General features: G+C 69.0%; 30 protein-coding genes. 10 read left to right on the plus strand and 20 right to left on the minus strand.

Going from position 1 to position 21,986, the window contains the following annotated elements:
• Positions 1-215: 215 nt before the first annotated feature.
• Complete coding sequence (locus DFO65_RS09540; RefSeq protein WP_113904182.1) at positions 216-1,703, minus strand: lipase maturation factor family protein; 1,488 nt, start codon at positions 1,701-1,703, stop codon at positions 216-218.
• Between the two features lie 133 nt (positions 1,704-1,836).
• On the opposite strand from DFO65_RS09540, the gene DFO65_RS09545 reads away from it, so the two are divergent.
• Genes DFO65_RS09545 through DFO65_RS09560 form a run of 4 tightly spaced genes read left to right on the plus strand, consistent with a single transcriptional unit; the run spans position 1,837 to position 4,354 of the window.
• A complete protein-coding gene (locus DFO65_RS09545) occupies positions 1,837-2,580 on the plus strand; it encodes a class I SAM-dependent DNA methyltransferase (protein ID WP_113904183.1) in 744 nt (247 codons plus the stop codon).
• The gene (locus tag DFO65_RS09550; RefSeq protein WP_113904184.1) at positions 2,577-2,960 is read left to right on the plus strand and encodes a cupin domain-containing protein; all 384 of its coding nucleotides are present in this window, start codon (positions 2,577-2,579) and stop codon (positions 2,958-2,960) included. The genes DFO65_RS09545 and DFO65_RS09550 overlap by 4 nt, the downstream gene beginning before the upstream one ends.
• A 15-nt stretch (positions 2,961-2,975) precedes the next feature.
• On the plus strand, positions 2,976-3,473 hold the full coding sequence (locus DFO65_RS09555; protein ID WP_113904185.1) for a tRNA (cytidine(34)-2'-O)-methyltransferase: 498 nt from the start codon (positions 2,976-2,978) through the stop codon (positions 3,471-3,473).
• Positions 3,474-3,508: 35 nt separating this feature from the next.
• The gene (locus DFO65_RS09560; protein WP_113904186.1) at positions 3,509-4,354 is read left to right on the plus strand and encodes a PfkB family carbohydrate kinase; all 846 of its coding nucleotides are present in this window, start codon (positions 3,509-3,511) and stop codon (positions 4,352-4,354) included.
• A gap of 111 nt (positions 4,355-4,465) precedes the next feature.
• Here DFO65_RS09560 and DFO65_RS09565 read toward each other — a convergent pair whose 3' ends face one another.
• On the minus strand, positions 4,466-4,720 hold the full coding sequence (locus DFO65_RS09565) for a type B 50S ribosomal protein L31 (protein WP_113904187.1): 255 nt from the start codon (positions 4,718-4,720) through the stop codon (positions 4,466-4,468).
• Positions 4,721-4,896: 176 nt separating this feature from the next.
• Here DFO65_RS09565 and DFO65_RS09570 point away from each other — a divergent pair, with 176 nt between their 5' ends.
• Positions 4,897-5,463, plus strand: a complete 567-nt coding sequence (locus tag DFO65_RS09570; protein ID WP_245940589.1) for a YbaK/EbsC family protein — start codon at positions 4,897-4,899, stop codon at positions 5,461-5,463.
• On the opposite strand, the gene DFO65_RS09575 is transcribed toward DFO65_RS09570, so the two are convergent.
• From DFO65_RS09575 to DFO65_RS09600, 7 genes are all read right to left on the minus strand, one after another.
• Positions 5,456-6,253, minus strand: coding sequence for a phosphatase (locus DFO65_RS09575; protein WP_113904189.1), 798 nt, complete (start codon positions 6,251-6,253; stop codon positions 5,456-5,458). The genes DFO65_RS09570 and DFO65_RS09575 overlap by 8 nt on opposite strands.
• Before the next feature lie 35 nt (positions 6,254-6,288).
• On the minus strand, positions 6,289-6,570 hold the full coding sequence (locus DFO65_RS09580) for an alpha/beta fold hydrolase (protein ID WP_220151282.1): 282 nt from the start codon (positions 6,568-6,570) through the stop codon (positions 6,289-6,291).
• Positions 6,571-6,638: 68 nt separating this feature from the next.
• Positions 6,639-6,779, minus strand: a complete 141-nt coding sequence (locus DFO65_RS17185) for a hypothetical protein (protein ID WP_220151281.1) — start codon at positions 6,777-6,779, stop codon at positions 6,639-6,641.
• Entirely contained in the window at positions 6,769-7,317 is a 549-nt protein-coding gene (locus DFO65_RS09585; protein ID WP_220151280.1) for a virulence RhuM family protein, read from the minus strand. Before DFO65_RS09585 ends, DFO65_RS17185 begins: the two co-directional genes overlap by 11 nt.
• 36 nt (positions 7,318-7,353) lie before the next feature.
• Positions 7,354-8,316 (minus strand): TrmH family RNA methyltransferase, encoded by a 963-nt coding sequence (locus tag DFO65_RS09590; RefSeq protein ID WP_113904190.1) that lies wholly within the window; start codon positions 8,314-8,316, stop codon positions 7,354-7,356.
• Between the two features lie 52 nt (positions 8,317-8,368).
• The gene (locus tag DFO65_RS09595; RefSeq protein ID WP_113904191.1) at positions 8,369-9,181 is read right to left on the minus strand and encodes a sulfite exporter TauE/SafE family protein; all 813 of its coding nucleotides are present in this window, start codon (positions 9,179-9,181) and stop codon (positions 8,369-8,371) included.
• Positions 9,181-9,969 (minus strand): ABC transporter ATP-binding protein, encoded by a 789-nt coding sequence (locus DFO65_RS09600; protein WP_113904192.1) that lies wholly within the window; start codon positions 9,967-9,969, stop codon positions 9,181-9,183. Before DFO65_RS09600 ends, DFO65_RS09595 begins: the two co-directional genes overlap by 1 nt.
• A gap of 45 nt (positions 9,970-10,014) precedes the next feature.
• Here DFO65_RS09600 and DFO65_RS09605 point away from each other — a divergent pair, with 45 nt between their 5' ends.
• The gene (locus DFO65_RS09605; protein WP_113904193.1) at positions 10,015-10,749 is read left to right on the plus strand and encodes a hypothetical protein; all 735 of its coding nucleotides are present in this window, start codon (positions 10,015-10,017) and stop codon (positions 10,747-10,749) included.
• Positions 10,750-10,754: 5 nt separating this feature from the next.
• Positions 10,755-11,381, plus strand: coding sequence for a phosphoserine phosphatase SerB (serB, locus tag DFO65_RS09610; protein WP_113904265.1), 627 nt, complete (start codon positions 10,755-10,757; stop codon positions 11,379-11,381).
• Positions 11,382-11,414: 33 nt separating this feature from the next.
• Here serB and DFO65_RS09615 read toward each other — a convergent pair whose 3' ends face one another.
• The 3 genes from DFO65_RS09615 to DFO65_RS09625 all read right to left on the minus strand — a co-directional run bounded on the left by DFO65_RS09615 (position 11,415) and on the right by DFO65_RS09625 (position 13,477).
• Complete coding sequence (locus tag DFO65_RS09615) at positions 11,415-11,915, minus strand: SixA phosphatase family protein (RefSeq protein WP_113904194.1); 501 nt, start codon at positions 11,913-11,915, stop codon at positions 11,415-11,417.
• Positions 11,916-11,940: 25 nt separating this feature from the next.
• Positions 11,941-12,699, minus strand: a complete 759-nt coding sequence (gene fabI / locus DFO65_RS09620; protein WP_113904195.1) for an enoyl-ACP reductase FabI — start codon at positions 12,697-12,699, stop codon at positions 11,941-11,943.
• A gap of 67 nt (positions 12,700-12,766) precedes the next feature.
• Positions 12,767-13,477 (minus strand): beta-ketoacyl-ACP reductase, encoded by a 711-nt coding sequence (locus tag DFO65_RS09625; protein ID WP_113904196.1) that lies wholly within the window; start codon positions 13,475-13,477, stop codon positions 12,767-12,769.
• An 84-nt stretch (positions 13,478-13,561) separates the two neighbouring features.
• On the opposite strand from DFO65_RS09625, the gene DFO65_RS09630 reads away from it, so the two are divergent.
• Genes DFO65_RS09630 through DFO65_RS09640 form a run of 3 tightly spaced genes read left to right on the plus strand, consistent with a single transcriptional unit; the run spans position 13,562 to position 15,114 of the window.
• Positions 13,562-13,999, plus strand: a complete 438-nt coding sequence (locus tag DFO65_RS09630; RefSeq protein ID WP_245940590.1) for a DUF3099 domain-containing protein — start codon at positions 13,562-13,564, stop codon at positions 13,997-13,999.
• A 3-nt stretch (positions 14,000-14,002) separates the two neighbouring features.
• Entirely contained in the window at positions 14,003-14,215 is a 213-nt protein-coding gene (locus DFO65_RS09635; protein WP_113904197.1) for a hypothetical protein, read from the plus strand.
• Positions 14,215-15,114 carry an SURF1 family cytochrome oxidase biogenesis protein gene (locus tag DFO65_RS09640; protein WP_113904198.1) on the plus strand — a complete coding sequence of 300 codons (900 nt, stop codon included), beginning with the start codon at positions 14,215-14,217 and terminating at the stop codon, positions 15,112-15,114. Before DFO65_RS09635 ends, DFO65_RS09640 begins: the two co-directional genes overlap by 1 nt.
• Positions 15,115-15,172: 58 nt before the next feature.
• Here DFO65_RS09640 and DFO65_RS09645 read toward each other — a convergent pair whose 3' ends face one another.
• The 8 genes from DFO65_RS09645 to sufD form a co-directional block, all read right to left on the minus strand.
• A complete protein-coding gene (locus tag DFO65_RS09645) occupies positions 15,173-16,771 on the minus strand; it encodes an ABC-F family ATP-binding cassette domain-containing protein (RefSeq protein ID WP_113904199.1) in 1,599 nt (532 codons plus the stop codon).
• Positions 16,768-17,445 carry a ribonuclease H family protein gene (locus DFO65_RS09650; protein ID WP_113904200.1) on the minus strand — a complete coding sequence of 226 codons (678 nt, stop codon included), beginning with the start codon at positions 17,443-17,445 and terminating at the stop codon, positions 16,768-16,770. Before DFO65_RS09650 ends, DFO65_RS09645 begins: the two co-directional genes overlap by 4 nt.
• Before the next feature lie 143 nt (positions 17,446-17,588).
• Positions 17,589-17,924, minus strand: a complete 336-nt coding sequence (locus DFO65_RS09655; protein WP_113904201.1) for a metal-sulfur cluster assembly factor — start codon at positions 17,922-17,924, stop codon at positions 17,589-17,591.
• Positions 17,924-18,394 carry a Fe-S cluster assembly sulfur transfer protein SufU gene (sufU, locus tag DFO65_RS09660; RefSeq protein ID WP_245940592.1) on the minus strand — a complete coding sequence of 157 codons (471 nt, stop codon included), beginning with the start codon at positions 18,392-18,394 and terminating at the stop codon, positions 17,924-17,926. The genes DFO65_RS09655 and sufU overlap by 1 nt, the downstream gene beginning before the upstream one ends.
• Positions 18,391-19,668, minus strand: a complete 1,278-nt coding sequence (locus tag DFO65_RS09665; protein WP_113904202.1) for a SufS family cysteine desulfurase — start codon at positions 19,666-19,668, stop codon at positions 18,391-18,393. The genes sufU and DFO65_RS09665 overlap by 4 nt, the downstream gene beginning before the upstream one ends.
• A complete protein-coding gene (gene sufC / locus DFO65_RS09670; protein ID WP_113904203.1) occupies positions 19,668-20,426 on the minus strand; it encodes a Fe-S cluster assembly ATPase SufC in 759 nt (252 codons plus the stop codon). The genes DFO65_RS09665 and sufC overlap by 1 nt, the downstream gene beginning before the upstream one ends.
• A 55-nt stretch (positions 20,427-20,481) precedes the next feature.
• A complete protein-coding gene (locus DFO65_RS09675) occupies positions 20,482-20,805 on the minus strand; it encodes a non-heme iron oxygenase ferredoxin subunit (protein WP_113904204.1) in 324 nt (107 codons plus the stop codon).
• Positions 20,802-21,977, minus strand: a complete 1,176-nt coding sequence (gene sufD / locus DFO65_RS09680; RefSeq protein ID WP_113904205.1) for a Fe-S cluster assembly protein SufD — start codon at positions 21,975-21,977, stop codon at positions 20,802-20,804. Before sufD ends, DFO65_RS09675 begins: the two co-directional genes overlap by 4 nt.
• Positions 21,978-21,986: the final 9 nt, after the last annotated feature.

Here is a 21,986-nt window from a genome sequence, read left to right on the forward strand (position 1 = left end):
GACGCCGCGGGCGCTTCCTCCGACCTTGCCCTCACTTTAGGATTCGGCACTGACATGAAACGTCGGGAGACAGAAGGGATGATCGATGACGTTCGAATCGCTGCGGTTCCCGGGCCCGGACACCCATTCACGTCCCCGCAGGGAGGTCAATGTTTGTCCCCGCGGGGACGCCGGTGACATGCCGTCCCCCTCCCCACGTCCCCGCGGGGACGACGTCAGAGGTGACGCCTCGGCGGCACGAGGATGCCGATCTCCTCGCGGACCCACCACTGCCCCGTCTCGCGCTTCTCCTCCTTCGTGGAGAAGCGGTAGTCGAAGACGCGCACGCGGATCATCGTCGGCGCCCGGCCGTCGAAGGGATCGATGCGCAGCAGTCGGCGCACCGCCGGGTCGCCGGAGAGGAGCTTCCGGAGCAGGCGGACGAACCACTCCTCTCCCCAGTCGCCGAGGGCGAGGAACCACATCATCCAGTCGAGCCGGAGATGATAGGGGGCGAACTGCCGGGGCATCCGCGAGACGTCGCCCGGCTTGCCCTTGAACTCGAACGCGTGCCAGTCCTCCTCCTGGGGTCGTTCGCTCAGGGTGCCTTCGATGATCACCTCGCGCCGCTGCTCGCTCATCGACCCGAACGCCCCGTAGGCGTTGACGAGGTGCCACCGGTTGAAGCTCGCGTTCATCAGCTGGTGCGAGGAGAAGAGGTTGAGCAGCGGGCGTCTGCTGAGGGAGACGAGGACGAGGAACACCCCCGTCGTGAGGATCAGCCACCACAGAGGAGAGGGTCCGGAGGGTGCACCGGTCGCGGTCCCATCGCCGAGCAGTCCCTCCCACCCCCACCCGGGGAACGGCCCGCCGCCGAGCCAGCGGAGGAACGAGTCGCTGATCCCGCAGAACGCGAGGATGATCGTCAGCCAGTTGAGCCACGCGTAGTTGCCCGTGATGACGAGCGCCAGCTGGCTGACGATGATCAGTCCCGCGGCGAAGGAGGCGATCGGCTGCGGGAGGAACAGCAGCCAGGGCATGCCGAGCTGGATGATGTGGCTGCCCAGCGTCTCGGCCTTGTGCCACCACTGCGGCTTGAGGTGGGCCCAGCGGCTGATCGGATTGGGCATCGGCTGGGTCTGATGGTGGTGGTTCATCGCCGTGAGGTCGCGCCAGGAGGAGTCGCCGCGCATCTTGATCATCCCCGCCCCGAACTCGAGGCGGAACATCAGCCAGCGGAGGAAGAGGAGGATGAGCAGCGGCGGGGCGACCTCGTGCGAACCGAGGAAGCCGACGACGAAACCGGCTTCGAGGAGCATCGACTCCCAGCCGAAACCGTAGAACCGCTGCCCGATGCTCACGATCGACAGATAGAGCCCCCACATCGCGAGGAACACCGGGATCGGAGCCCAGGCCGGCCCCGCCTGCGGCAGGCCCACGACCACCGAGGCGGCCAGGGCCATCCCGAGTCCGCACACGATGCGCAGCAGTCGGTCGCTGTAGGGGGTGCGCCGCCAGCGGAAGAGGCTCGGCGACCAGCGGGCGCTCGTGCGGCCGATGAACACCCGCGCCGGCAGGAGCCCGCGATCGCCGAGGAGGGCCGGGAACTGGCAGAACGTCGACAGGAAGGCCAGGAGGAACACGGCGGCGACCCCGCGGAGGATCACCTCCCGGGCGATCGTGTAGTCGTGCGCGTCGAGCAGCACCAGCCAGTCCCAGTCCAATGTCACCGCCTCGCATCACGTCGATGAATCGTGCACAGTGCAGGTTCTGCCAGTTGAGCACAGTCGGTGGACTGCGGCAAGGTCCGCTCGCGCGGGCCGGGTCGGAGCTCGGCGGCCGTCGTACGCTGGTGACATGACCGATGACACGGCTCCCGCGCACCGGAGCGCCACCCGCGCCTCCTACGATGCGATCGCCGCCGAGTACACGGCGTGGATCGCGAACGAACTCGCCGCCAAGCCCTACGACCGGGCGCTCCTCGGGGCGTTCTCCGAGCTCGTCCTCGCCGCCGGCGGCGGGCCGACCCTCGAGATCGGCTGCGGCCCGGGACGGGTCACGGCGTTCCTCGCAGCCCTCGGGCTCGACGCCGGGGGCCTCGACCTCTCCCCCTCCATGATCGAGCTCGCCCGGCGGCACCACCCCGGCATCGACTTCACCGTCGGGTCGATGACCTCCCTGCGCTGCGCCGATTCCAGCCTCGCCGGCGTCGTCTCCTGGTATTCGATCATCCACGTCCCGGATGAGGAGCTCGACGAGGTCTTCTCCGAGGTCGCGCGCGTGCTCAGGCCCGGAGGCTGGTTCCAGCTCGCCTTCCAGCTCCCGTCGATCCCGGCCGCCGCATCCGAGCTCGAAGGCCCCGGCAGCCTCGCCGCCGGCCGGCAGGTCGAGCATTTCAGCGAACTCGCCGGCATTCCCGTCGACCTCGACTTCCACCGCCGATCGCTCGACGAGGTGGCCTCCCGCCTGGCCGCCCACGGGTTCACCGCCTCGGCGCGCGTCGAGAGGGAGCCCGACGGGCACGGTCAGTACCCCGAGAGCACACGGCAGGGCTACCTGCTCGTGCGCGGGCCCCGCCTCGGCGAGGAGGAACGGCCATGAGCGCGCACGTCATCGATCGCCCCTCCGGTCGCAGCGACGGCGAGGAGTGGGCGGAGAACTACACCGAGCTCCCGGGCGGACCGGGGATCTCCCTGATCATGGAGTCGACGAGGGAAGGCGGCCGGGGCCCGCGCCTCCACCTCCACCCGTATGCGGAGACCTTCGTCATCCGCCGAGGCGGGGCGACCTTCACCGTGGGAGCCGCTCCCCTGAAGCGTCCCTCCGATCGCGTCGGCGAACTGCGTGAGATCCATGCCCACGCCGGGCAGATCCTCGTCGTCGAGGCCTGGACTCCGCACAGGTTCGTCACCGACGAGGGCGGGTACGAGGCCGTGCACATCCACTCGGCCACGACGTTCGAGCAGATCATGCTGGAGTGAGACAATGGCACCCATATGAACATCGACATCGTCTTCCACACCCCTGAGATCCCGGGCAACACCGGCAACGCGATCCGTCTGGCCGCTGTCACCGGGGCTCACCTCCACCTCGTCGAGCCCCTCGGTTTCGACCTCTCGGATGCGAAGCTGCGGCGGGCGGGCCTCGACTACCACGACCTCGCCGACGTCACCGTCCACGCACGCCTGACCGACCTCTGGGAGAGCCTCGGCGAGCGGAGGGTCATCGCGTTCACGACGCACACCGAGGACTCCTTCGCCGAGGTGGAGTACCGGGACGGCGATGTCCTCCTCTTCGGCCGGGAATCGACGGGTCTGCCCGAGGAGGTCATCGCCGATGGGCATGTCGACCTCAGGGTGCGGATCCCGATGCTGCCGTCGAGGCGCTCGCTCAACCTCGCGAACTCCGCGTCGATCGCCGTCTACGAGGCGTGGCGCCAGCACGGCTATGCGGGCGCGGCGATGCCGGCCTCGCCCGGTGCTGATCCGACGTAGACTCGTCGTCGTCACACAATCTCGAAAGGACCCCCATGACCGCCAAAGTGCTCACCATCGCCGGATCCGACGTCTCCGGCGGAGCCGGGCTCGAAGCCGACCTGAAGATGTTCGAGGAGTACGGGGCGTTCGGCACCGCCGTCGTCACCTGCATCGTCACCTTCGATCCGAATGAGAGCTACAGCCATGTGCTCGAGTTCATCGCCCCCGAGGTCGTCACCCGGCAGCTCGAGTCGACGCTGTCCGTCCACGAGTTCGACGCCATCAAGTCGGGAATGCTCGGGTCCGTCGACTCCGCCCTCGTCCTGGCCGAGAAGCTGCGGAGCAACGAGCTGCCCTACGTCTTCGATCCCGTGCTCGTGTGCAAGGGCGCGGGAACGATGGTCGACCTCAAGGACCTGTTCGTCGAGAACCTCGTCCCCCTGGCCACGGTCATCACCCCGAACCTCGAGGAGGCCGCGACCCTGGCCGGACTCGACCCGATCGACTCCGTGGAGGGCATGATCGAGGCCGCGAGGATCATCCACGCTCAGGGCGCCCAGAACGTCGTCGTCAAGGGCGGAGCACGCCTGGCCGGCGACGACGCGATCGACATCCTCTTCGACGGCGAGACCGTGACGACCCTGCACTCGCCCAAGGTCCACGAGAAGCTCGTCAACGGCGCCGGCTGCTCCTTCGCCTCGTCGATCGCCGCCGGCATCGCGACGGGGATGAGCATCAGGGAGGCCGTCGTCGCCGCCAAGGAGCAGGTCGCCCACGGCATCGCCGCCTGCCTCGACAACGCCACCGGCGTCGCGTCCCTCTTCCACCCCGCCGCACGGACCGCGCCCTCGTCCGAGGTGGTCGTCACCGTCGACGAACCCCTGAGAATCGCGAGGTGACCCACCGGGCCGTGGCCCGGTGCGCACACCGGTGAATGACGAACTGCCCCGGACTCGAGGAGTGCGGGGCAGTTCGCGTGGAACGGATGTGCGGTCGGGGACCGCGGGGGCTCAGCGCTTGCCGAAGCCCTTGTAGCGGTCCTTGAACTTCTCGACGCGACCGGCCGAGTCGAGGATGCGCTGCTTTCCGGTGTAGAACGGGTGCGAGGCGCTCGAGATCTCGACGTCGATCACGGGGTAGGTGTTGCCGTCTTCCCATTCGATCGTCTTGTCGCTCTTCGCGGTCGAGCGCGTGAGGAACTTGGTTCCGGAGGCCAGGTCGTTGAACACGATCGGCCCGTATTCCGGGTGGATGTCCTTCTTCATATGCTTACCTTTGCTGAATCCGCTCAGGCGCCTGGTATGGGTCGACCCATCCGCCAGTGCCCGAATTCGTCTGCTGGACACGTTTCGCGCCGTAGGAACCGGACGCGAACCGACAGTCCAGTCTATCCGATGGACGCGCGGGAAGCGATTCGGCGCCACGCTCCTAGACTGTGGCCATGGACACAACGCACATGAGAACGAAGGACCGGCTCTCGACCCACTTCACGCTGCGTCCCGCAGCCGATGCCCCGGAGCTCATGGCTCCGGCCACCGCCCAGGCCCTGCCCGCGCTCGACGGGGAGGTGGAGGTGTTCGCGATCGATCCCGTCATCGCCGACACCGCCGCCCTGCTCGACGCCACCGGGCTGGGACCGGAGACCTCGGCCAACTGCGTGCTCGTCGCGGGCAGCCGTGGCGGTGAGGAGAGAGTCGCGGCGTGCCTCGTCCTCGCCCACACCCGTGCCGATGTCAACAAGCGGGTGAAGAAGCTCCTCGACGTCCGCAAGGCGTCGTTCCTGCCCATGGACCGGGCGGTCGGGGACTCCGGAATGGAGTACGGAGGGATCGGACCGATCGGCCTGCCCGCCGACTACCGGGTCCTCATCGACTCCCGGGTCGCCTCGGCGAGCGAGGTCATCATCGGCTCCGGCATCCGCGGCTCGAAGCTCCTCCTCTCGGGAGCGGCCCTCTCCTCCCTTCCCGGCGCCGAGGTGGTCGAGGGACTCGCGACCGAGATCAGCTGAGTGCGGCGCTCGGTTCCGACCGGCTGAAGCCGGCCCGGTCGAGGAGGAAGGCGATCATCGGCTCGTAGAGGTAGGGGGCGACGTCGTCGTCGAGGGGGATCGTCGCCTCGAGCTGCCCCTGCGCCTCGGCGACGAAGAGGGCAGGGTCGTTGCAGTCGGCGTAGCCGAAGGCGCGCAGTCCCCTGCTCGACGCCGCTCCGGCCCAGCCGTGATCGGCGACGACGAGGTCGGGGACGGCGCGGTCCCGGGCCTCGAGGTCGTCGAGGAGGGCATGCATGGGTTCGCCGAGGTGGGTGTGCGGCGTGCCGCCGTGCAGATGCCAGATCCACACGCGGTTGATCTCACGGCAGTCCCCGCCGATGTCGGGGACCGGGATCACCGAGTCCTGTCGCACGATGTTCGCCCCCTGGTCCTCGGCGGCCGCGGCAAGCGCCATGTGGACGGGGAGCAGACCCGCCGGATGGCCCGTGGCGAAGAGGATCCGGCCTCCGGCCCGCGCGGTCTCGCCGACGGCAGCGGCGAGCAGCTCGAGGGCGTCGAGGCAGCGATCAGTGGAGATGGTGTCGACGCCGTCGGAGTAGTCGGCCTCCGGGCGCAGACCCGCACGGTCGACCATGAGGGCGAAGACGGACTCGTAGTCCCATTCACGGGTGAGCTCGACGCCGAAGTCGAACTGTCGCTCGCCGGCCAGGAATCGGTGGATGTGCGCGAGGTTGTTCTCCCGCGGTGTCGCCACCTCCCCCGTGATGCGCGCGCGTTCCAGGTGGTGGGCAAGCCGGCTGCGGTCCAATGGTCTCCTCGGTCAGGGGTGAAGTCTCAGCGCACTCATCTTCCCATAACCGCATCCGGCCGACGGCCGGTCCTACTCGATCGGGCGCGACCCAGTCGGAGTCGCTGCTGCTTTTTGCCGGACCTCCCGTAACCGGGTAGGTCGGCGCATACCACCGTGAATCCCTGCTCGACGAGCCGCGGAGCGACAAGATGCCAGGTGGCCGAGGTGCGAGGGTGTCCGTGCAGCAGCAGGACGGCCGGTCCCTCGCCACAGTGACGGACGAAGAACCTCAGTCTGCCGGCATCAACCGTTTCAGCGCTGAAGTCGTCGAACATGCCCTCACTCTGCCAGGCACCTGGCCGGCTCACAACCAGGCGGCGACGAATGAGGTCGGCCCATCGTGTCAGCCCGTCGCCGTGATCATCCGGACGATGAGGGCGATCATGAGATCCTTCTCCTGCGGGTCGCTCATGGCGACCATGAGAGTGATCGCCGCGAGAGCGTTGTTGGCGACCCTGGGGTTTCCCCGGGAATTATCGAGCACCCCGTTCCGGGGTGCTCGCAGGCGTCACTTCGATGTGTCCTTCGTCGAAATCTCGAAGCATCGTCAACCCGGGCAGATACCCGGACAGCACATCGGCGACACCTGCGACCAATTCGTCGTTCGAACGACCAAGCACCCGGACGATCTTGCCGATCTCGGCCAGACGCCGTTCATTGAGTGCCGCACCGTCGATGAGGTAACGGCGCAGAACTGTTGTCGCCCACTTTCGGAAGCGAACGCCCTCCGGGGATTTCACTCGATATCCGACAGAGATGATCAGGTCGAGGTTGTAGTGCTCGACCTGCCGAGTGACGGTACGCTCCCCCTCACGTTGAACTGTCGCAAAATTTGCGACAGTTGCCTCTCCTTCGAGTTCTTCTCGCAAGGCGTTGGAGATGTGCTTGCCGATCGTCTTCACATCGCGCCCGAAAAGGGTGGCCAGTTGATGTCTGGTCAACCAGACTGTTTCGGCATCGGTGCGAACCCGAAGCGAAGTTTCACCGTCCTGAGTCGTGTACAGCTCCACTGAGTCGTCCATGATCCCACGGTAGCCTCCGCCACTGACGCAGAGGCCTCAGCCCCCGGCCGGCTGCAGGGCGAAGCAGGTGACCGCCGAGGCGGCGGCGACGTTGAGCGAGTCCACTCCCCCGCTCATCGGGATCATCACCGTCGAATCGCACGCGGCGATCGTCGAGCGCCTCAGCCCGTCGCCCTCGGTGCCGAGGACGATCGCGCACCGCTCGGGAGCCGCGACCGCGAACTCCTGGATCGACACGGAGTCCTCGTCGAGGGCCAGCGCCGCGACATGGAACCCGAGGTCCCGCAGGAGCGAGACGTCCCCCGGCCAGTCCGCGATCCGGGTCCACGGCACCTGGAACACGGTGCCCATCGACACCCGCACGGAGCGACGGTAGAGAGGGTCGGCGCACCTCGGCGTCACGAGCACCGCGTCGACGCCGAAGGCGGCGGCCGAGCGGAAGATCGCGCCGACGTTCGTGTGGTCGACGACGTCCTCGATGACGACGATCCGCCGGGCGTCGGCGACGAGGTCGGCGACGGGAGGGAGGACCGGCCGGTGCATCGCCGCCAGCGCCCCGCGGTGGAGGTGGAACCCGGTCAGCGCCTCGACGGCGGCGTCGGTGCCGATGTGGATCGGCGCCTCGTCCAGGGCGATGAGGTCGGCGAGGTCGAAGAGCCATTTGGGGCTCGTCAGATAGGAGCGCACCCTCAGTCCTGCCGCGTGGGCGCGGCGGATGATCTTCGAGGACTCGGCGATGAACAGTCCCTCGGCGGGTTCCCTGACGCTGCGCAGGGCGACGTCGGTGAGCTGCGTGTAGTCGCGCAGACCCGGCGCGGCGGCCGGACCGGACGTCCCGGACCCGGCGGCCGGACCGGATGTCCCGGACCCGGCGGACGAGCCGGACGCCTCCACCGCCTCGGCGTCGAAGAAGTGGAGCCGCTCGGCCCCGATGCCGCGGGCGACGGCGCGCTCGATGACCTCGGCGCGGGTCAGGGGTGCCTTGGCCGGGGTGTTCATCGCGTCCTCCTGCTCGACCCGGTCGACCAGCGGAGCCTGGGACGGCGGGACCTCATAGGGTGAGGATCCTCCAGATCGCCACGAGGCCGAGGAGGACGATGATCGTGCGCAGGAGGACCGGTGAGAACTTCCGCCCGATCCGCGCCCCGAAGTACCCGCCGATGAGGGATCCCACGGCCACGCACACGACGGCGATCCAGTTGATCCGGTCATGGCCGACGATGATGTACGTCGACGCCGAGACCGTGTTGACGACGAGGACGAGGACGTTCTTGAGCCCGTTGAGGCGCTGGAGGTCGTCGGGCAGGAGGAGTCCGAGCAGGGCGATGAGGATGATGCCCTGGGCGGCGGCGAAGTAGCCGCCGTAGATCGCGGTGAGGAACACGACGACGAGCGTGAGGGTGTAGCGTCCGGCCCCGAGGGGATCGCCCACCTCGGCGACCTTGGCCTCGGTTCCGCTCGCCTGCGCCCGCCGCAGCGACCTCTCCTTGAGGTGGCGCGAGAGCGCCGGCTGTCCGACGACCATGATGAGCGCGACGACGAGGAGCACCGGCACGATCGTCTCGAATGCGTCCTCGGGCAGGTGGAGGAGCAGATACGCCCCGGTCAGGGAGCCGAGGATGGAGGCGGGGACGAACCCGAGGATCCGCCGCCACTGTCCGCGCAGCTCCTCGCGGTAGCCGAAGGAGGAGGCGATGTTGCCGGGGATGAGCCCGACCGCGTTGCTCATCGTCGCGACGACGGGCGGGACCCCGAAGGCGACGAGCGCGGGGAAGGTGATGAGGGTTCCGGAGCCGACGACGGCGTTGATCCCACCGGCGCCGACGCCCGCGAGGACGATGAGCGCGATCTGCCACCATTCCATCACTGCAGCTGCGATCGGGCGTGGAAGCGCGCGCCGTCGCGGCTGAGCTTGACGTCGATGTCGAAGGTCGCCGACAGGTTCTCCGCGGTCAGGGTCTCGTCGAGGGGCCCGGCGGCGACGGCCGCGCCCTCCCTGAGCAGCAGGGCATGGGTGATGCCGACGGGGATCTCCTCGACGTGGTGGGTGACCATGATCGTCGCCGGGGCCCATTTCGAGCCGAGGATCTCGGTCAGCGCCGTGAGCAGCTCCTCCCGCCCGCCGAGGTCGAGGCCGGAGGCCGGTTCGTCGAGGAGCAGCAGCTCCGGGTCGGTCATCAACGCACGGGCGATCTGGACGCGCTTGCGCTCGCCCTCGGACAGGGTGCCGAAGGTGCGGTCGGCGAGGTGGGTGATGGCGAACGCGGCGAGGAGATCCCTGGCGCGCTCGATGTCGGTGTCGTCGTAGCGCTCGGCCCAGCGCCCGGTGACTCCGTAGGCGGCGGTGAGCACGGTGTCGAGGACGGCCTCGGAGGTGGGGATCCGGTTGGCCAGCGCCGTCGAGGCGTAGCCGATGCGCGGGCGCAGCTCGAACACGTCGACGCGGCCCAGCCGCTCCTCGAGGATGCCGACCGTCCCCGACGTCGGGTGCATCCGACCGGCGGCGAGCTCGAGCAGAGTCGTCTTGCCGGCGCCGTTGGGTCCGAGGACGACCCAGTGCTGGCCCTCGGAGACGGTGAGGGAGAAGTCCCTCAGGAGGTGGTTGGCCCCTCGGCGCACGGTCACGGATTCCACAGTCAGGACATCGCTCATGGCTCCACACTCTAGCGCAGGCGCGCACGGCTATCCTGGTTCGACATGGACTTCACACTCGACGCCTTCCTGCTCACCCTCGCGCTCAATCACCGGCTGCGCGCGACGATGGCCCCCGACGAGGTCTCGTCGGCCTTCCTCGACGACGGACGTGATGTTCCCCTCATCGTCGCCGACGACGTCTTCTCCTCCGCCCCGCCCACGGGCCTGCTCCTCTTCGCCGCGGAGATCGCCCGGCACGGCGTCACGCACGCCCGTCTCGCGCTGCACCACCCCTCGCTGCCGCACACGACTCCTCCCGTGGCCAAGGAGCACCGGCTCCGGGTGGGCCGGCACTCCGCTCCCGTCATCCTCCACCGAGGTGAGCGGCAGATCGCGGTCGTCCTCCTCGGCGCCGAGGAGAACGTCGAGGTCATCGGGTGCGCGGACGCCGTGTACCGCCCGGTCACGGTGGGCACTCCCGCCGAGGCCCTGCGCCGCCTGCGTCTGCTCGTCATGGAGGGTCTGGGCATCGTCGAGACCGTCGAGGTGCCCGAGGCGTGGCGCTCGGGCCCGTGGCGGGACTGGCAGGAGGAGCTGAGCACGAGCCACCCTCTCTCGAAGCTCATCCCCCGCAGCGCCGACGGCCGGGCGATCCATGCGGCCCTCGACATCCACGACCGGATGCGCACGGTGCTCGCCCCCGCCACGGTCGCGCCGCCGGAGTTCGGCGCCCTCCTGTCCCGACTCCACCCGGCCGCCGCCGACTACATCACGGCTGTGGCTACGATGAGGGAGTGAACGAGATGAGAACACAGCTGCTGGTCATGGACGTCGACTCGACCTTCATCAACGAGGAGGTCATCGACCTCATCGCCGATCACGCCGGGGTCGGCGACGAGGTCGCCGCGATCACGGAGCGGGCGATGGCCGGTGAGCTGGACTTCGCGGCCTCCCTGGCCGAGCGCGTCGGCCTGCTGGCGGGGCTGCCGGTGAGCGTGCTCGACGAGGTGCGCGAGGAGATCACCCTGACGACCGGGGCCCGGGAGCTCGTCGCGGCGGTGAGCGCCGGAGGCGGGCGCGTCGCCCTGGTCTCGGGAGGGTTCACCGAGGTCATCGCCCCGCTGGCCACCGAGGTCGGGATCACCGACGTCTTCGCCAACAGCTTCGAGATCGATCGCGGACGGCTCACCGGCCGCACCCGCGGCCGGGTCATCGACCCCGGTGCGAAGGCGGCGATCTTCGCGGAGCTCGTGTCCGCCTACGAGTGCGACCCCGCCGCGACCGTGGCGGTCGGCGACGGGGCCAATGACATCGGCATGATCCGCGCGGCGGGCCTCGGCGTCGCGTTCTGCGCGAAGCCCGCGCTCGCCGAGGCGGCCGACGCGGTCGTCGTCGACCGTGACCTGCGTGAGGTCCTCAGCCTGCTCTGAGCCGGTGGTCCGGGCAGGCGGTCCGCGCGCGGTTCAGACGCCGTGGAAGTACCGCAGCTGCGGCTGCGGGTACGCTCCGGGCTCGACGTCCCAGTCGGGGAGGTCGAACACGGCGATCGACGAGGGCCGGAACGACTCCGGGACGCCGAAGCCGGGGCACAGGCGGCCGATCACCTCGGCGACGGCGGGCTGGTGACCGACGATGTAGGCGCAGCGGGACCCGGTCGGGATCGAGCGGATCGCGTCGAGCCAGTCCTCGACCCCGCCCTGGTAGAGGGACTCGTCGAGCCGCAGGCGCAGACCCGTCTCGGCCGAGTCCCCGTGGTGGGCGTTGACGGCCTCGACGACGGCCTGACCCGTCTGCACGGTGCGCCGGGCCGCCGAGGCGATGGCCACGTCGGGTGACCAGCGCTCGGCGATCTCGGCTCCGGCCTCGACGGCCTGCGCCAGGCCCTTCGCATCGAGCGTGCGTTCGGCGTCGGTCGGACCGTCGTCCTCCGCCTTCGCGTGGCGGGCCAGGATGAGCACAGGCATCACGTACTCCTTCGGTGGCAGGAGATCAGGCGCCGGTGGAGTGGAAGCCGCCGTCGACGTGGACCATCTCACCCGTGGTCGCCGGGAACCAGTCGGAGAGGAGCGCGACGATCGCCTTGCCGGCGGGAGTCGTGTCCTTCTGGTCCCAGCCGAGAGGAGCGCGTTCGCCCCACATGTCCTCGAGCGTGCCGAAGCCGGGGATCGAGGTCGCCGCGGTCGTCTTCAGCGGGCCCGCGGAGACGAGGTTGACGCGCACGCCGTCCTCGCCGACGTACTTCGCCAGGTACCGGGCGGTCGACTCGAAGGCGGCCTTGGCCACGCCCATCCAGTCGTAGACGGGCCAGGAGATCGTCGCGTCGAAGGTCAGTCCCACGACGCCGGCGCCCGGGTTGAGGACGGGCTTGGCGGCGACGGTGATCGCCTTGAGGGAGTAGGCCGAGACGTGGATCGCGGCGGAGACCGACTCCCACGGGGTGTCGAGGAACACGCCGCCCAGGGCGTCCTTCGGGGCGAAGGCGATCGCGTGGACGATGCCGTCGATGTTGCCCTCGAGGCGTTCGGGCAGGGCGGCGAGGTCGTCCTCGTTGGTCGCGTCGAGCTCGATCACCCGCGGGGTGGTCGGGAGGCGCTCGGCGATGACCTGTGTGATCTTCATCTGCCGGCCGAAGCTCGAGAGGATGACCTCGGCTCCCTGCTCCTGGGCGATGCGGGCGGCTGCGAAGGCGATCGAGGCCTCGGTCAGCACACCGGTGACGAGGATGCGCTTTCCCTCAAGAATTCCCATTGTGGTCCTTTCTTCGAAGATGCTCGCGACGAGCGGTGGTGGGTGGTGCTCGTGAAGGTGTCCGTGCTCAGTGTCCCATGCCGAGTCCGCCGTCGACGGGGATGACGGCTCCGGAGATGTAGGCGGCGTCGTCGGAGGCGACCCAGCGCACGACCTTCGCGACCTCCTCGGCCTCGGCGAAGCGCTTGGCCGGGATCGTGGCCAGGTACTCGCTGCGCTGCTTGTCGCTGAGCTCGTCGGTCATGTCAGTGCGGATGAAGCCGGGGGCGACGACGTTGGCGGTGATCCCCCGTGAGCCGAGCTCACGCGTGACCGAGCGGGCCAGGCCGACGAGACCCGCCTTCGAGGACGAGTAGTTGGCCTGCCCGGGGACCCCGTAGAGGCCCGAGACCGAGGAGATGAGCACGATCCGTCCCCGTTTGGCGCGGATCATGCCGGTGATGGCGCGCTTGACGGTGCGGAATGCACCGGTGAGGTTGGTGTCGACGACGGCTTCGAACTCGTCGTCGCTCATGCGCATGAGCAGGTTGTCCCGGGTGATGCCCGCGTTGGCGACGACCACCTCGACGGGGCCGAGCTCCTCCTCGACCCGGCTGAATGCCCGGTCGAGTGATGCGGTGTCGGTGACATCGGCGGCGACGGCCAGTGCGCCCTCGGGGGCGTCTCCGTTGCGCGAGGTGACGGCCACCTTGTCGCCGGAAGCGAGGAACTCCTCGGCGATGGTGCGGCCGATCCCGCGGTTGCCCCCGGTGACGAGGACTACGCGTGGTTCAGACACGGATCTCTCCTGTTGGTCGACGAATACAGACCAAACCTACCGTGTTTGGCACCGGCGTCGATACGACTCCCACAATGCAGGAGTATGATTTTGTCGACCAACCGATCGAAGAAGGACATGTCCAAGCACCCGCAGCAGATCACGACGGCCGACACCGCCCTCGACGACGACATGCGATCGCGGATCATCAAGTACTCGATCACGATGGGCATCCGGACCGTCTGCTTCGTGGCCGCCTACTTCGCGTTCGACGCCTCGGCCCCGGTCCTCATGTGGATCTTCGTCGCCGGAGCCGTCGTCCTCCCCTATCCCGCGGTGATCTTCGCCAACGCCGGGCGCGAGCGGACGCGCGACGACCGCTCGGCCCTCATCGACGCCGCCCCGCGCCCCGAACTGCCGCCGGCGCGCGGTGAGACGCTGACCGGCGATGTCGTCGCAGATCCTGGTGAGGGTAGCGTTGTCGCCGGGGACGTCGTCGAGGAACCGACGGAGGCCCCCGAGTCGAAGCCGAATGGGGAGTGAGAGTTGAACCGTGAGCTCCAGTGCTCGGCCAAGGGCTGCCGAGCCGATGCCACCCGCGCGATCCTGTGGAACAACCCGCGACTGCACACCCCGGTGCGGCGCAAGGTGTGGCTGGCCTGTGACGAACATCTCGACCACCTGCGCGAGTTCCACCGTCTGCGCGGCTTCTACGTCGCCGATGTCGGACTCGACGAGATCCCGGAGGACGCCGGCTGATGGCGCGCTACTCGTTCCTGCTCAGCGCCCGCTGGCTCAAGTACATGGCGATGACCGTCATCGTCGTCATCGCGTGCGTGGTCCTGGCCCTGTGGCAGAAGGACCGCCAGGAGCAGCGGAGTGCGGAGATCGCCACGATCGAGGCGAACTACTCCGCCGAGCCCGTCGACGTCGAGGAGCTCCTCGACTCCACCTCGGCGACCCTGGATCCGGGAGACGAATGGCGCCCGGTCGCCCTCACCGGTGAGTACCGGGCGGAGGACACCGTGCTCGCCCGCAACCGCACCGTCAACGATCGGACCGGCTTCTACGTCGTCGTCCCGTTCCGGCTCGAGACCGGAGAGACGATCGCGCTCGTGCGCGGGTGGATCCCCGACGCCGAGGCGGTGCCCGCGGCCCCGAGCGGCGTGCAGACCGTCACCGCCCGCCTCCGCCCGGCGCAGGACGGATCGGACGACAGGAATCCCGAGGGCATGATCAGGGCGATCGATCCCGAGCGGATCCCCGGGATGGACGAGGGCTATGCGCAGGTCTACGGCGAGGTCGCCCTCGACGACGTCCGCCCCGACGGGACCGACGGGCAGGGTCTGACGGCGCTGCCCGAACCCGATCGCAACCCCGGCAACCACCTGTCCTACATGCTCCAGTGGTTCACCTTCGGGGTGATGATCATCATCGCCGTGGCGATCTCGGCGCGTCGGGAGCGCGCGGCGGCCGCCGAGGCGAGCCAGGGGCCGGCGGGAGAGGTCGAGTACGTCGTCGTCGACAAGGCCGCCCTCGCCGCCGGGGCGAAGATCCGGCCGGGCAGCCGCTACGGCCGCCACCGGCTCGGTGCTCCGGTCGTGCACGGCAGGGACGAGGCCGACGAGGACGCCCTGCTCGACGACCGCTTCCGGTAGGCGGCCGGACGCCACCGGGGCCGCACCGCGTGCCTCAGTCCAGGGCGACGCCCGTGCCTCAGGTCAGGGTGACGAGGTCGAGGTAGGACTCGTTCCACAGGTCCTCGTCTCCGTCAGGCAGCAGGAGCACCCGATCGGGGTCGAGGGCGGCAACGGCCCCCTCGTCGTGGGTGACGAGGATGATCGCGCCCTCGTAGCGGCGGATCGCGGCGAGGATCTCCTCACGCGAAGCCGGATCGAGGTTGTTCGTCGGCTCGTCGAGGAGGAGGACGTTCGCGCTCGAGACGACGAGCGTCGCCAGCGCCAGCCGGGTCTTCTCACCGCCGGAGAGCACGCGGGCGGGCTTGTGGACGTCGTCGCCGGAGAACAGGAACGAGCCGAGCACGGTCCGCACCGCGGTGTCGTCGAGGTGCGGTGAGGAGCTGCGCATGTTCTCGAGCACGCTGCGATCGAGGTCGAGGGTCTCGTGCTCCTGCGCGTAGTAGCCGAGCTTGAGTCCGTGACCGGGGATGACGGTCCCCGAGTCCGGTTCGTCGAGGCCGGCGAGGAGGCGCAGGAGCGTCGTCTTGCCCGCGCCGTTGAATCCGAGGATGACGACACGGGAGCCCTTGTCGATCGCGAGGTCGACGCCGGTGAAGACCTCGGTCGAGCCGTAGCTGCGCGAGAGCCCCTCGGCCGTCAGCGGCACTCGGCCGCAGTCGGCGGGCGCCGGGAACCGGAGGTTCGCGACCTTGTCCGTGCTGCGTTCGTCCTCGAGGCCGGCCATCATCCGCTCGGCCCGCTTGACCATCTGCTGGGCGGCGACGGTCTTCGTCGCCTTGGCCATCATCTTGTTCGCCTGCGCGGTCAGCGCCGCTGCCTTCTTCTCCGCGTTCGCGCGTTCGCGGCGGCGGCGCCGCTCGTCGTCCTCCCGCTGCTTGAGGTAGAGCCGGTAGCCCATCGAGTAGATGTCGATGGTCTGCCGGGTGGCGTCGAGGAAGAACACCTTGTTGACGACTTCGTCGATGAGATCGAGGTCGTGGCTGATGACGATGAGCCCGCCGGAGTAGGCCTTGAGGTAGTCACGCAGCCAGAGCACGGATTCGGCGTCGAGGTGGTTGGTCGGCTCGTCGAGGATCATCGTGTCCGGGGCGGAGAAGAGGATCCGGGCGAGCTCGACGCGGCGGCGCTGACCGCCCGAGAGGGTGCCGATCTCCTGATTGATCAGCTCCTCGTCGAGACCGAGGTTCGCCGCGATCGCATACGCCTCGGACTCGGCCGAATAGCCTCCGGCCGCCATGAACTCCGCCTCGATGCGCGGGTAGCGATCGATGGCCTTGGCCGCGATCTTCTCGTCGGGCGACGCCATCTGCCTCTCGGCCTTGCGCAGTCGGCGCACGAGCACGTCGAGTTCGCGGGCGCCGAGGATGCGCTCCTTGCCGGTCGCCTGCAGGTCGCCGCTGCGCGGGTCCTGCGGCAGGTAGCCGACTGATCCGGACACGGACACGGTTCCCGCGGCCGCGGGGTGCCCGCCCATGATCACCTTCGTCAGGGTCGTCTTCCCGGCTCCGTTGCGGCCGACGAGGCCGACCCGGTCACCCTTGTCGACGCGGAAGGACACGTCGGACATCAGCGTGCGGGCGCCGACGACGACTTCGAGCCCTGAGGCCTGGATCATTCGTTCTCCAAACTGCGGCCGATGAGGTCGGCCAGATATGACTGCGGATGGACGCCCGCGGCGTGGGCCCGGGCGACGAGCTCGTCGGCGACCGCAGTGGGCACGCGGCAGGACACGACGGTGGTCTCGGGCCCGGCTGGACGGGGCTGACCTGTGGACGGAGTCGGGACTGGTTCCGACTGTTCGAAGGGCACGGATTCGGGGACCTCGGCCGTGACGAAACCCGGGCCCTCGGGGACCGTGGTCCCGTCCTGGAAGGCGGTGGCGGCGGCCCGGGCGCGCCGATCCGCGGCTTCGTTCATCGTGTGGTCGCTGTGTCCCCTGACCCATTCGAACTCGACGCTGCGCCCGGTCAGCGCCTCGTCGAGCTCGGCGAGCAGGTCCCGGTTGAGGACCTCCTTGCCGTCGGCCTTCTTCCAGCCGCGGCGCTTCCAGCCGGGCATCCACTTGGTCAGGGCATTGATGACGTACTGGGAGTCGCAGTAGACCAAGAGGTCGTCGTCGACCTCGGCGGTGGAGCGGAGGAGGTCGAGGACGGCCATGAGCTCACCGCGGTTGTTCGTCGATTCCGGCCATCCCCCGGCGTGCCAGCAGCCGTCGTCGATGTACCAGGCCCAGCCGGCGGGTCCGGGGTTGCCGAGGGCCGAGCCGTCTGCGGCGGCGATGATGGTCAATGATTCTCCTTGCGGGTCGGAGTCCCATTCTTCCACGTCGGGCCGCGACGAGACCGAGGTGGGGGCGACGGTTCCGTCACACCCACCTCGGCCGGCGACGTCCCCGCGGGGACGCGCTGTCTCACTTCGTGCGGAGCGGCTTCTCAGATGTTGAAGCCGAGCGCACGCATCTGCTCGCGGCCGTCCTCGGTGATCTTCTCGGGACCCCATGGCGGCATCCACACCCAGTTGACGCGGTAGGCCGGGACGATGCCGTCGAGGCACTGGGCCGTCTGGTCCTCGATGACGTCGGTGAGCGGGCAGGCCGCCGAGGTCAGTGTCATCTCGATGACCGCCGTGCCGTCGTCCTCGACGCTGACGCCGTAGACGAGGCCGAGGTCGACGATGTTGACTCCGAGCTCGGGGTCGACGACGTCCATGAGAGCCTCTCTCACCTCGTCGACGCTCGCATTGCTGGGTGAGTCGATGACTTCGGGCATTACTTCTCCTCAAGGGACGATTGCGCTTGGCTCAGGGCGTCCTTGAACGCCATCCACGCCAGCAGCGCGCATTTGATCCTGGCCGGGAACTTCGACACTCCCGTGAACGCCGCGGCGTCGCCGAGTATTTCCTCGTCCGGCTCCATCGTGCCGCGGGAGTGCATGAGCTCATGGAAGCTCGCCTCGATCTCGAGCATCCGCTCGGGGGTCGAGTCGGCAGCGAGCTCGCTGAGCACGGAGGCCGAGGCCATCGAGATCGAGCAGCCGTCGCCCGTCCAGCGCACGATGAGCGCGCCGTCGGCGCCGAGCTCGGTCTCGAGTTCGATCTCGTCGCCGCAGGTCGGGTTGATCTGGTGGGAGTAACCGCAGGGGCCGGTCGCGGAGTCGCGCAGCAGCGCGGCGCTGCCGATCCGCGACCGCGAGTGGTCGAGGATCACCTGCTGGTAGAGCTGCTGCATCTGCGTGCTCACGAGGCCGCCCCCTCGCCCGCGCTGTCGCCGAGTCCGAAGAACGGCCGGACCTCGGACAGCGCCGCCAGGAACCGGCGGCAGTCCTCGACGTCGTTGTACAGGTACGTGCTCGCCCGGGTCGAGGCGGTGACCCCGAACCGTCGGTGCAGGGGCTGGGCGCAGTGGTGGCCCACGCGCACGGCCACGCCCTGCGAGTCGAGGTACTGCCCGACGTCGTGGGCGTGGACGCCGTCGACGTCGAAGGCCACGGCCCCGATCCGGTTCTCGGCGGCGCCGAGGACCCGGATCCCGGGGATCTCGGCGATGCCGTCGAGGAGGATGCGCACGAGCTCCTGCTCGTGGGCGAGGACGTTCTCGAGTCCCACCTCGGCGAGGTAGCCGAGCGCGGTCGCGAACGCCGCCACCTCGGCCACCGGCTGGGTGCCCGCCTCGAAGCGCTGCGGGGCGGGCATGAACGCCGCGCCCTCCATGGTCACGGTGGTGATCATCGATCCGCCGGTGAGCACGGGCGGCAGGGCGTCGAGCAGCTCCGTCCTCCCCCACAGCACGCCGAGGCCCGTGGGCCCGAGCGCCTTGTGCGCGGAGAACGCGGCGAAGTCGACGCCGAGGCCCGGCAGGTCGACGGGCATGTGCGGCACCGACTGGCACGCGTCGAGGACGACGAGCGCGCCGACGGCGTGCGCCCGGGCGACGAGGGTCTCGACCGGGTTGATCGTGCCGAGCACGTTGGACACGTGGGTGAACGCGAGCACCTTCGTCGACTCGTCGACGATCGACTCGAGGTCGGTGAGGTCGAGTTCGCCGCTCTCGGTCACGGACAGCCACCGCAGGGTCGCCCCCGTCGCCTCGGCGAGCTGCTGCCAGGGCACGAGGTTCGCGTGATGCTCCATCTCGGTGACGACGATCGAGTCCCCGGGCGAGACCGCGAACCGGCTCGCCTCAGAGCCGCCGAGTCCACGGCTGGCCCGGTCCATGCCGAGCGCGACGATGTTGAGCGCCTCGGTCGCGTTCTTCGTCCAGCACACCTGTTCAGGGGCACCGCCGACGAGATCGGCGACGGCTCGCCGCCCCGCCTCGAAGGCGTCGGTGGCCATGACGGCCAGGGAGTGCGCGCCGCGGTGGACGGCCGCGTTCCGCTGGGAGTAGTACTCCGTGAATGTGTCGATGACGCACTGCGGCTTCTGCGACGTCGCGCCGGAGTCGAGGTAGCTCAGGGGCGACTCCCCGATCCTCGTGTCGAGGATCGGGAAGTCGTTGCGAAGCCTGGCGAACATCAGACCGCGGCTTGCAGGAACCGGTCGTAGCCTTCGGCCTCGAGACGGTCGGCGAGCTCCGGTCCGCCCTCCTCGACGACCTTGCCCTTGACGATGACGTGCACGTGGTCGGGCTTGATGTACCGCAGGATCCGCGTGTAGTGGGTGATGAGGAGGATGCCGACGTCTGTCGCGTCCTTCGCCCGGTTGACGCCTTCGGACACGATGCGCAGGGCATCGACGTCGAGTCCGGAGTCGGTCTCGTCGAGGACGGCGAACTTCGGCTTGAGCATCTCCATCTGGAGGATCTCGTGGCGCTTCTTCTCACCGCCGGAGAAGCCCTCGTTGACGTTGCGCGAGGCGAACTCGGGGTCGACGCGGAGGTTCTCCATCGCCGACTTGAGGTCCTTGGTCCAGTTGCGCAGCTTGGGAGCCTCGCCGTCGATCGCGGTCTTCGCCGAGCGGAGGAAGTTCGTCACGGTCACGCCGGGAACCTCGACGGGGTACTGCATGGCGAGGAACAGGCCCGCCTTGGCGCGCTCGTCGACGCTCATCTCGAGGACGTCCTCACCGTCGAGGGTGACGGAACCGGAGGTGACCTCGTACTTGGGGTGGCCGGCCAGGGCGTAGGCGAGAGTGGACTTGCCGGAGCCGTTGGGGCCCATGATCGCGTGGGTCTCGGTGGAGTTGATCTCCAGGTTGATCCCGTTGAGGATCGGCTTCGCGCCGGCGTCGGTGGTGACGCTGACGTGGAGGTCGGTGATGGTCAGAGTGGACATGATGATCCTTCGCTGTTGATTGGGCATCGCGCCTCGGCGCGGTGCGCGGGTCGATTCAGTTGAGCACGGTGCCGGGGTCGAGGAGGATGCGCCCGGCGATCTCCTTGCACGCGTACACGGACACCGGCTCGAAGGCCGGCGGGCTCAGCGGGCGGCCGGTCGTGAGGTCGAACTGGGAGCCGTGCAGCCAGCATTCGATGGCGCAGCCCTCGACATCGCCCTCGGCCAGGGACACCTCGCCGTGCGTGCACAGATCGTCGATGGCATGGATGGTGCCGTCGGAGTCGCGGGCGATGCAGATCTCGTGGCTGTCCACTTCGACCCGCAGGGTGCCCCCGGCCGCGACGTCGGCACTGGCCGCCACGTCGATCATCGTCACAGAACGCTCCGAGCGAGCTCGTCCTCGATCCGGTCGTTGAGGGTCGTCTCGATCTCCGGGACCTGGATCTTCTGGATGACCTCGTTGAAGAACCCGCGGACCACGAGCTGCCGGGCGACGTCCTCGGGGATGCCGCGGCTCATCAGGTAGAACAGGTGCTCCTCGTCGAAGCGTCCCGTCGAGGAGGCGTGGCCGGCCCCGGCGATGTCGCCGGTCTCGATCTCGAGGTTCGGCACCGAGTCCGCCCGCGCGCCATCGGTGAGGATGAGGTTGCGGTTGAGCTCGTAGGTGTCGATGCCCAGGGCCTCGGGCCGGATGAGCACATCGCCGATCCACACGCTGCGCGCGTCCTTGCCCTGCAGAGCGCCCTTGTACATGACGTTCGAGGTGGCCTTCGCGGTGTTGTGGTCGATGTAGGTCCGGTGCTCGAGGTGCTGACCGGCGTCGGCGAAGTAGAGCCCGAGGAGCTCGGCCTCTCCCCCGTTCGCCGAGTAGCGGACGTTCGAGTTCAGGCGCACGACGTCGCCGCCGAGGGTGACGACGATGTGCTTGAACCTCGCGTCCTTGCCGACGATCGCATCGTGTTGGCCGAGGTGCTGGGACCCGTCGTCCCACAGCTGCAGCGAGACGAAGGTGACGTCCGCGCCGTCGCCGACGACGAGGGAGACGAGCTCGGAGTACCGGGCCAGGCCCTCGTGCTCGACGACGATCGTCGCCTTGGCGTTGGCTCCCACGGAGATCACGGTGTGGCCGTGGACGAGGTCCTCACCGGTGCCGTCGGCGTGGATGATGACGGCGCCGTCGACCTCGGTCTCGGCGGGCACCGAGTAGTGGGTGACGGTCTCGGCCCGGTTGGCGGCGACGACTGCGGCACGGTCCTCGGGTTCGAGGATGCCGAGCTCCTGGGCGGCGGCCAGGCTGATCTGCTCGACGGAGAGGCCCGCGGGCAGGTCGCTCGTCATCGTCAGCCGTCCCGCCGAGGCGGTGTCGGAGAAGAAGTCGGTCAGCCGGCGGACCGGGGTGAAGCGCCATTCCTCCTCGCGTCCGGTGGGGACGGGGAAGTCGGCGACGTCGAAGCTGCGGGTGCGCGCATCGCGCTTGGAATCGGGTACCTGGACCCCTGCGCCATGGGAGTGCGCGTCGAGGCCCAGCGGGTTGGTGGTGTCAGTCAAGTGAATCTC

Origin of the sequence: Brevibacterium sanguinis (genome assembly GCF_003315415.1) — a bacterium.
Taxonomy (GTDB): Bacteria; Actinomycetota; Actinomycetes; order Actinomycetales; family Brevibacteriaceae; genus Brevibacterium; species Brevibacterium celere_A.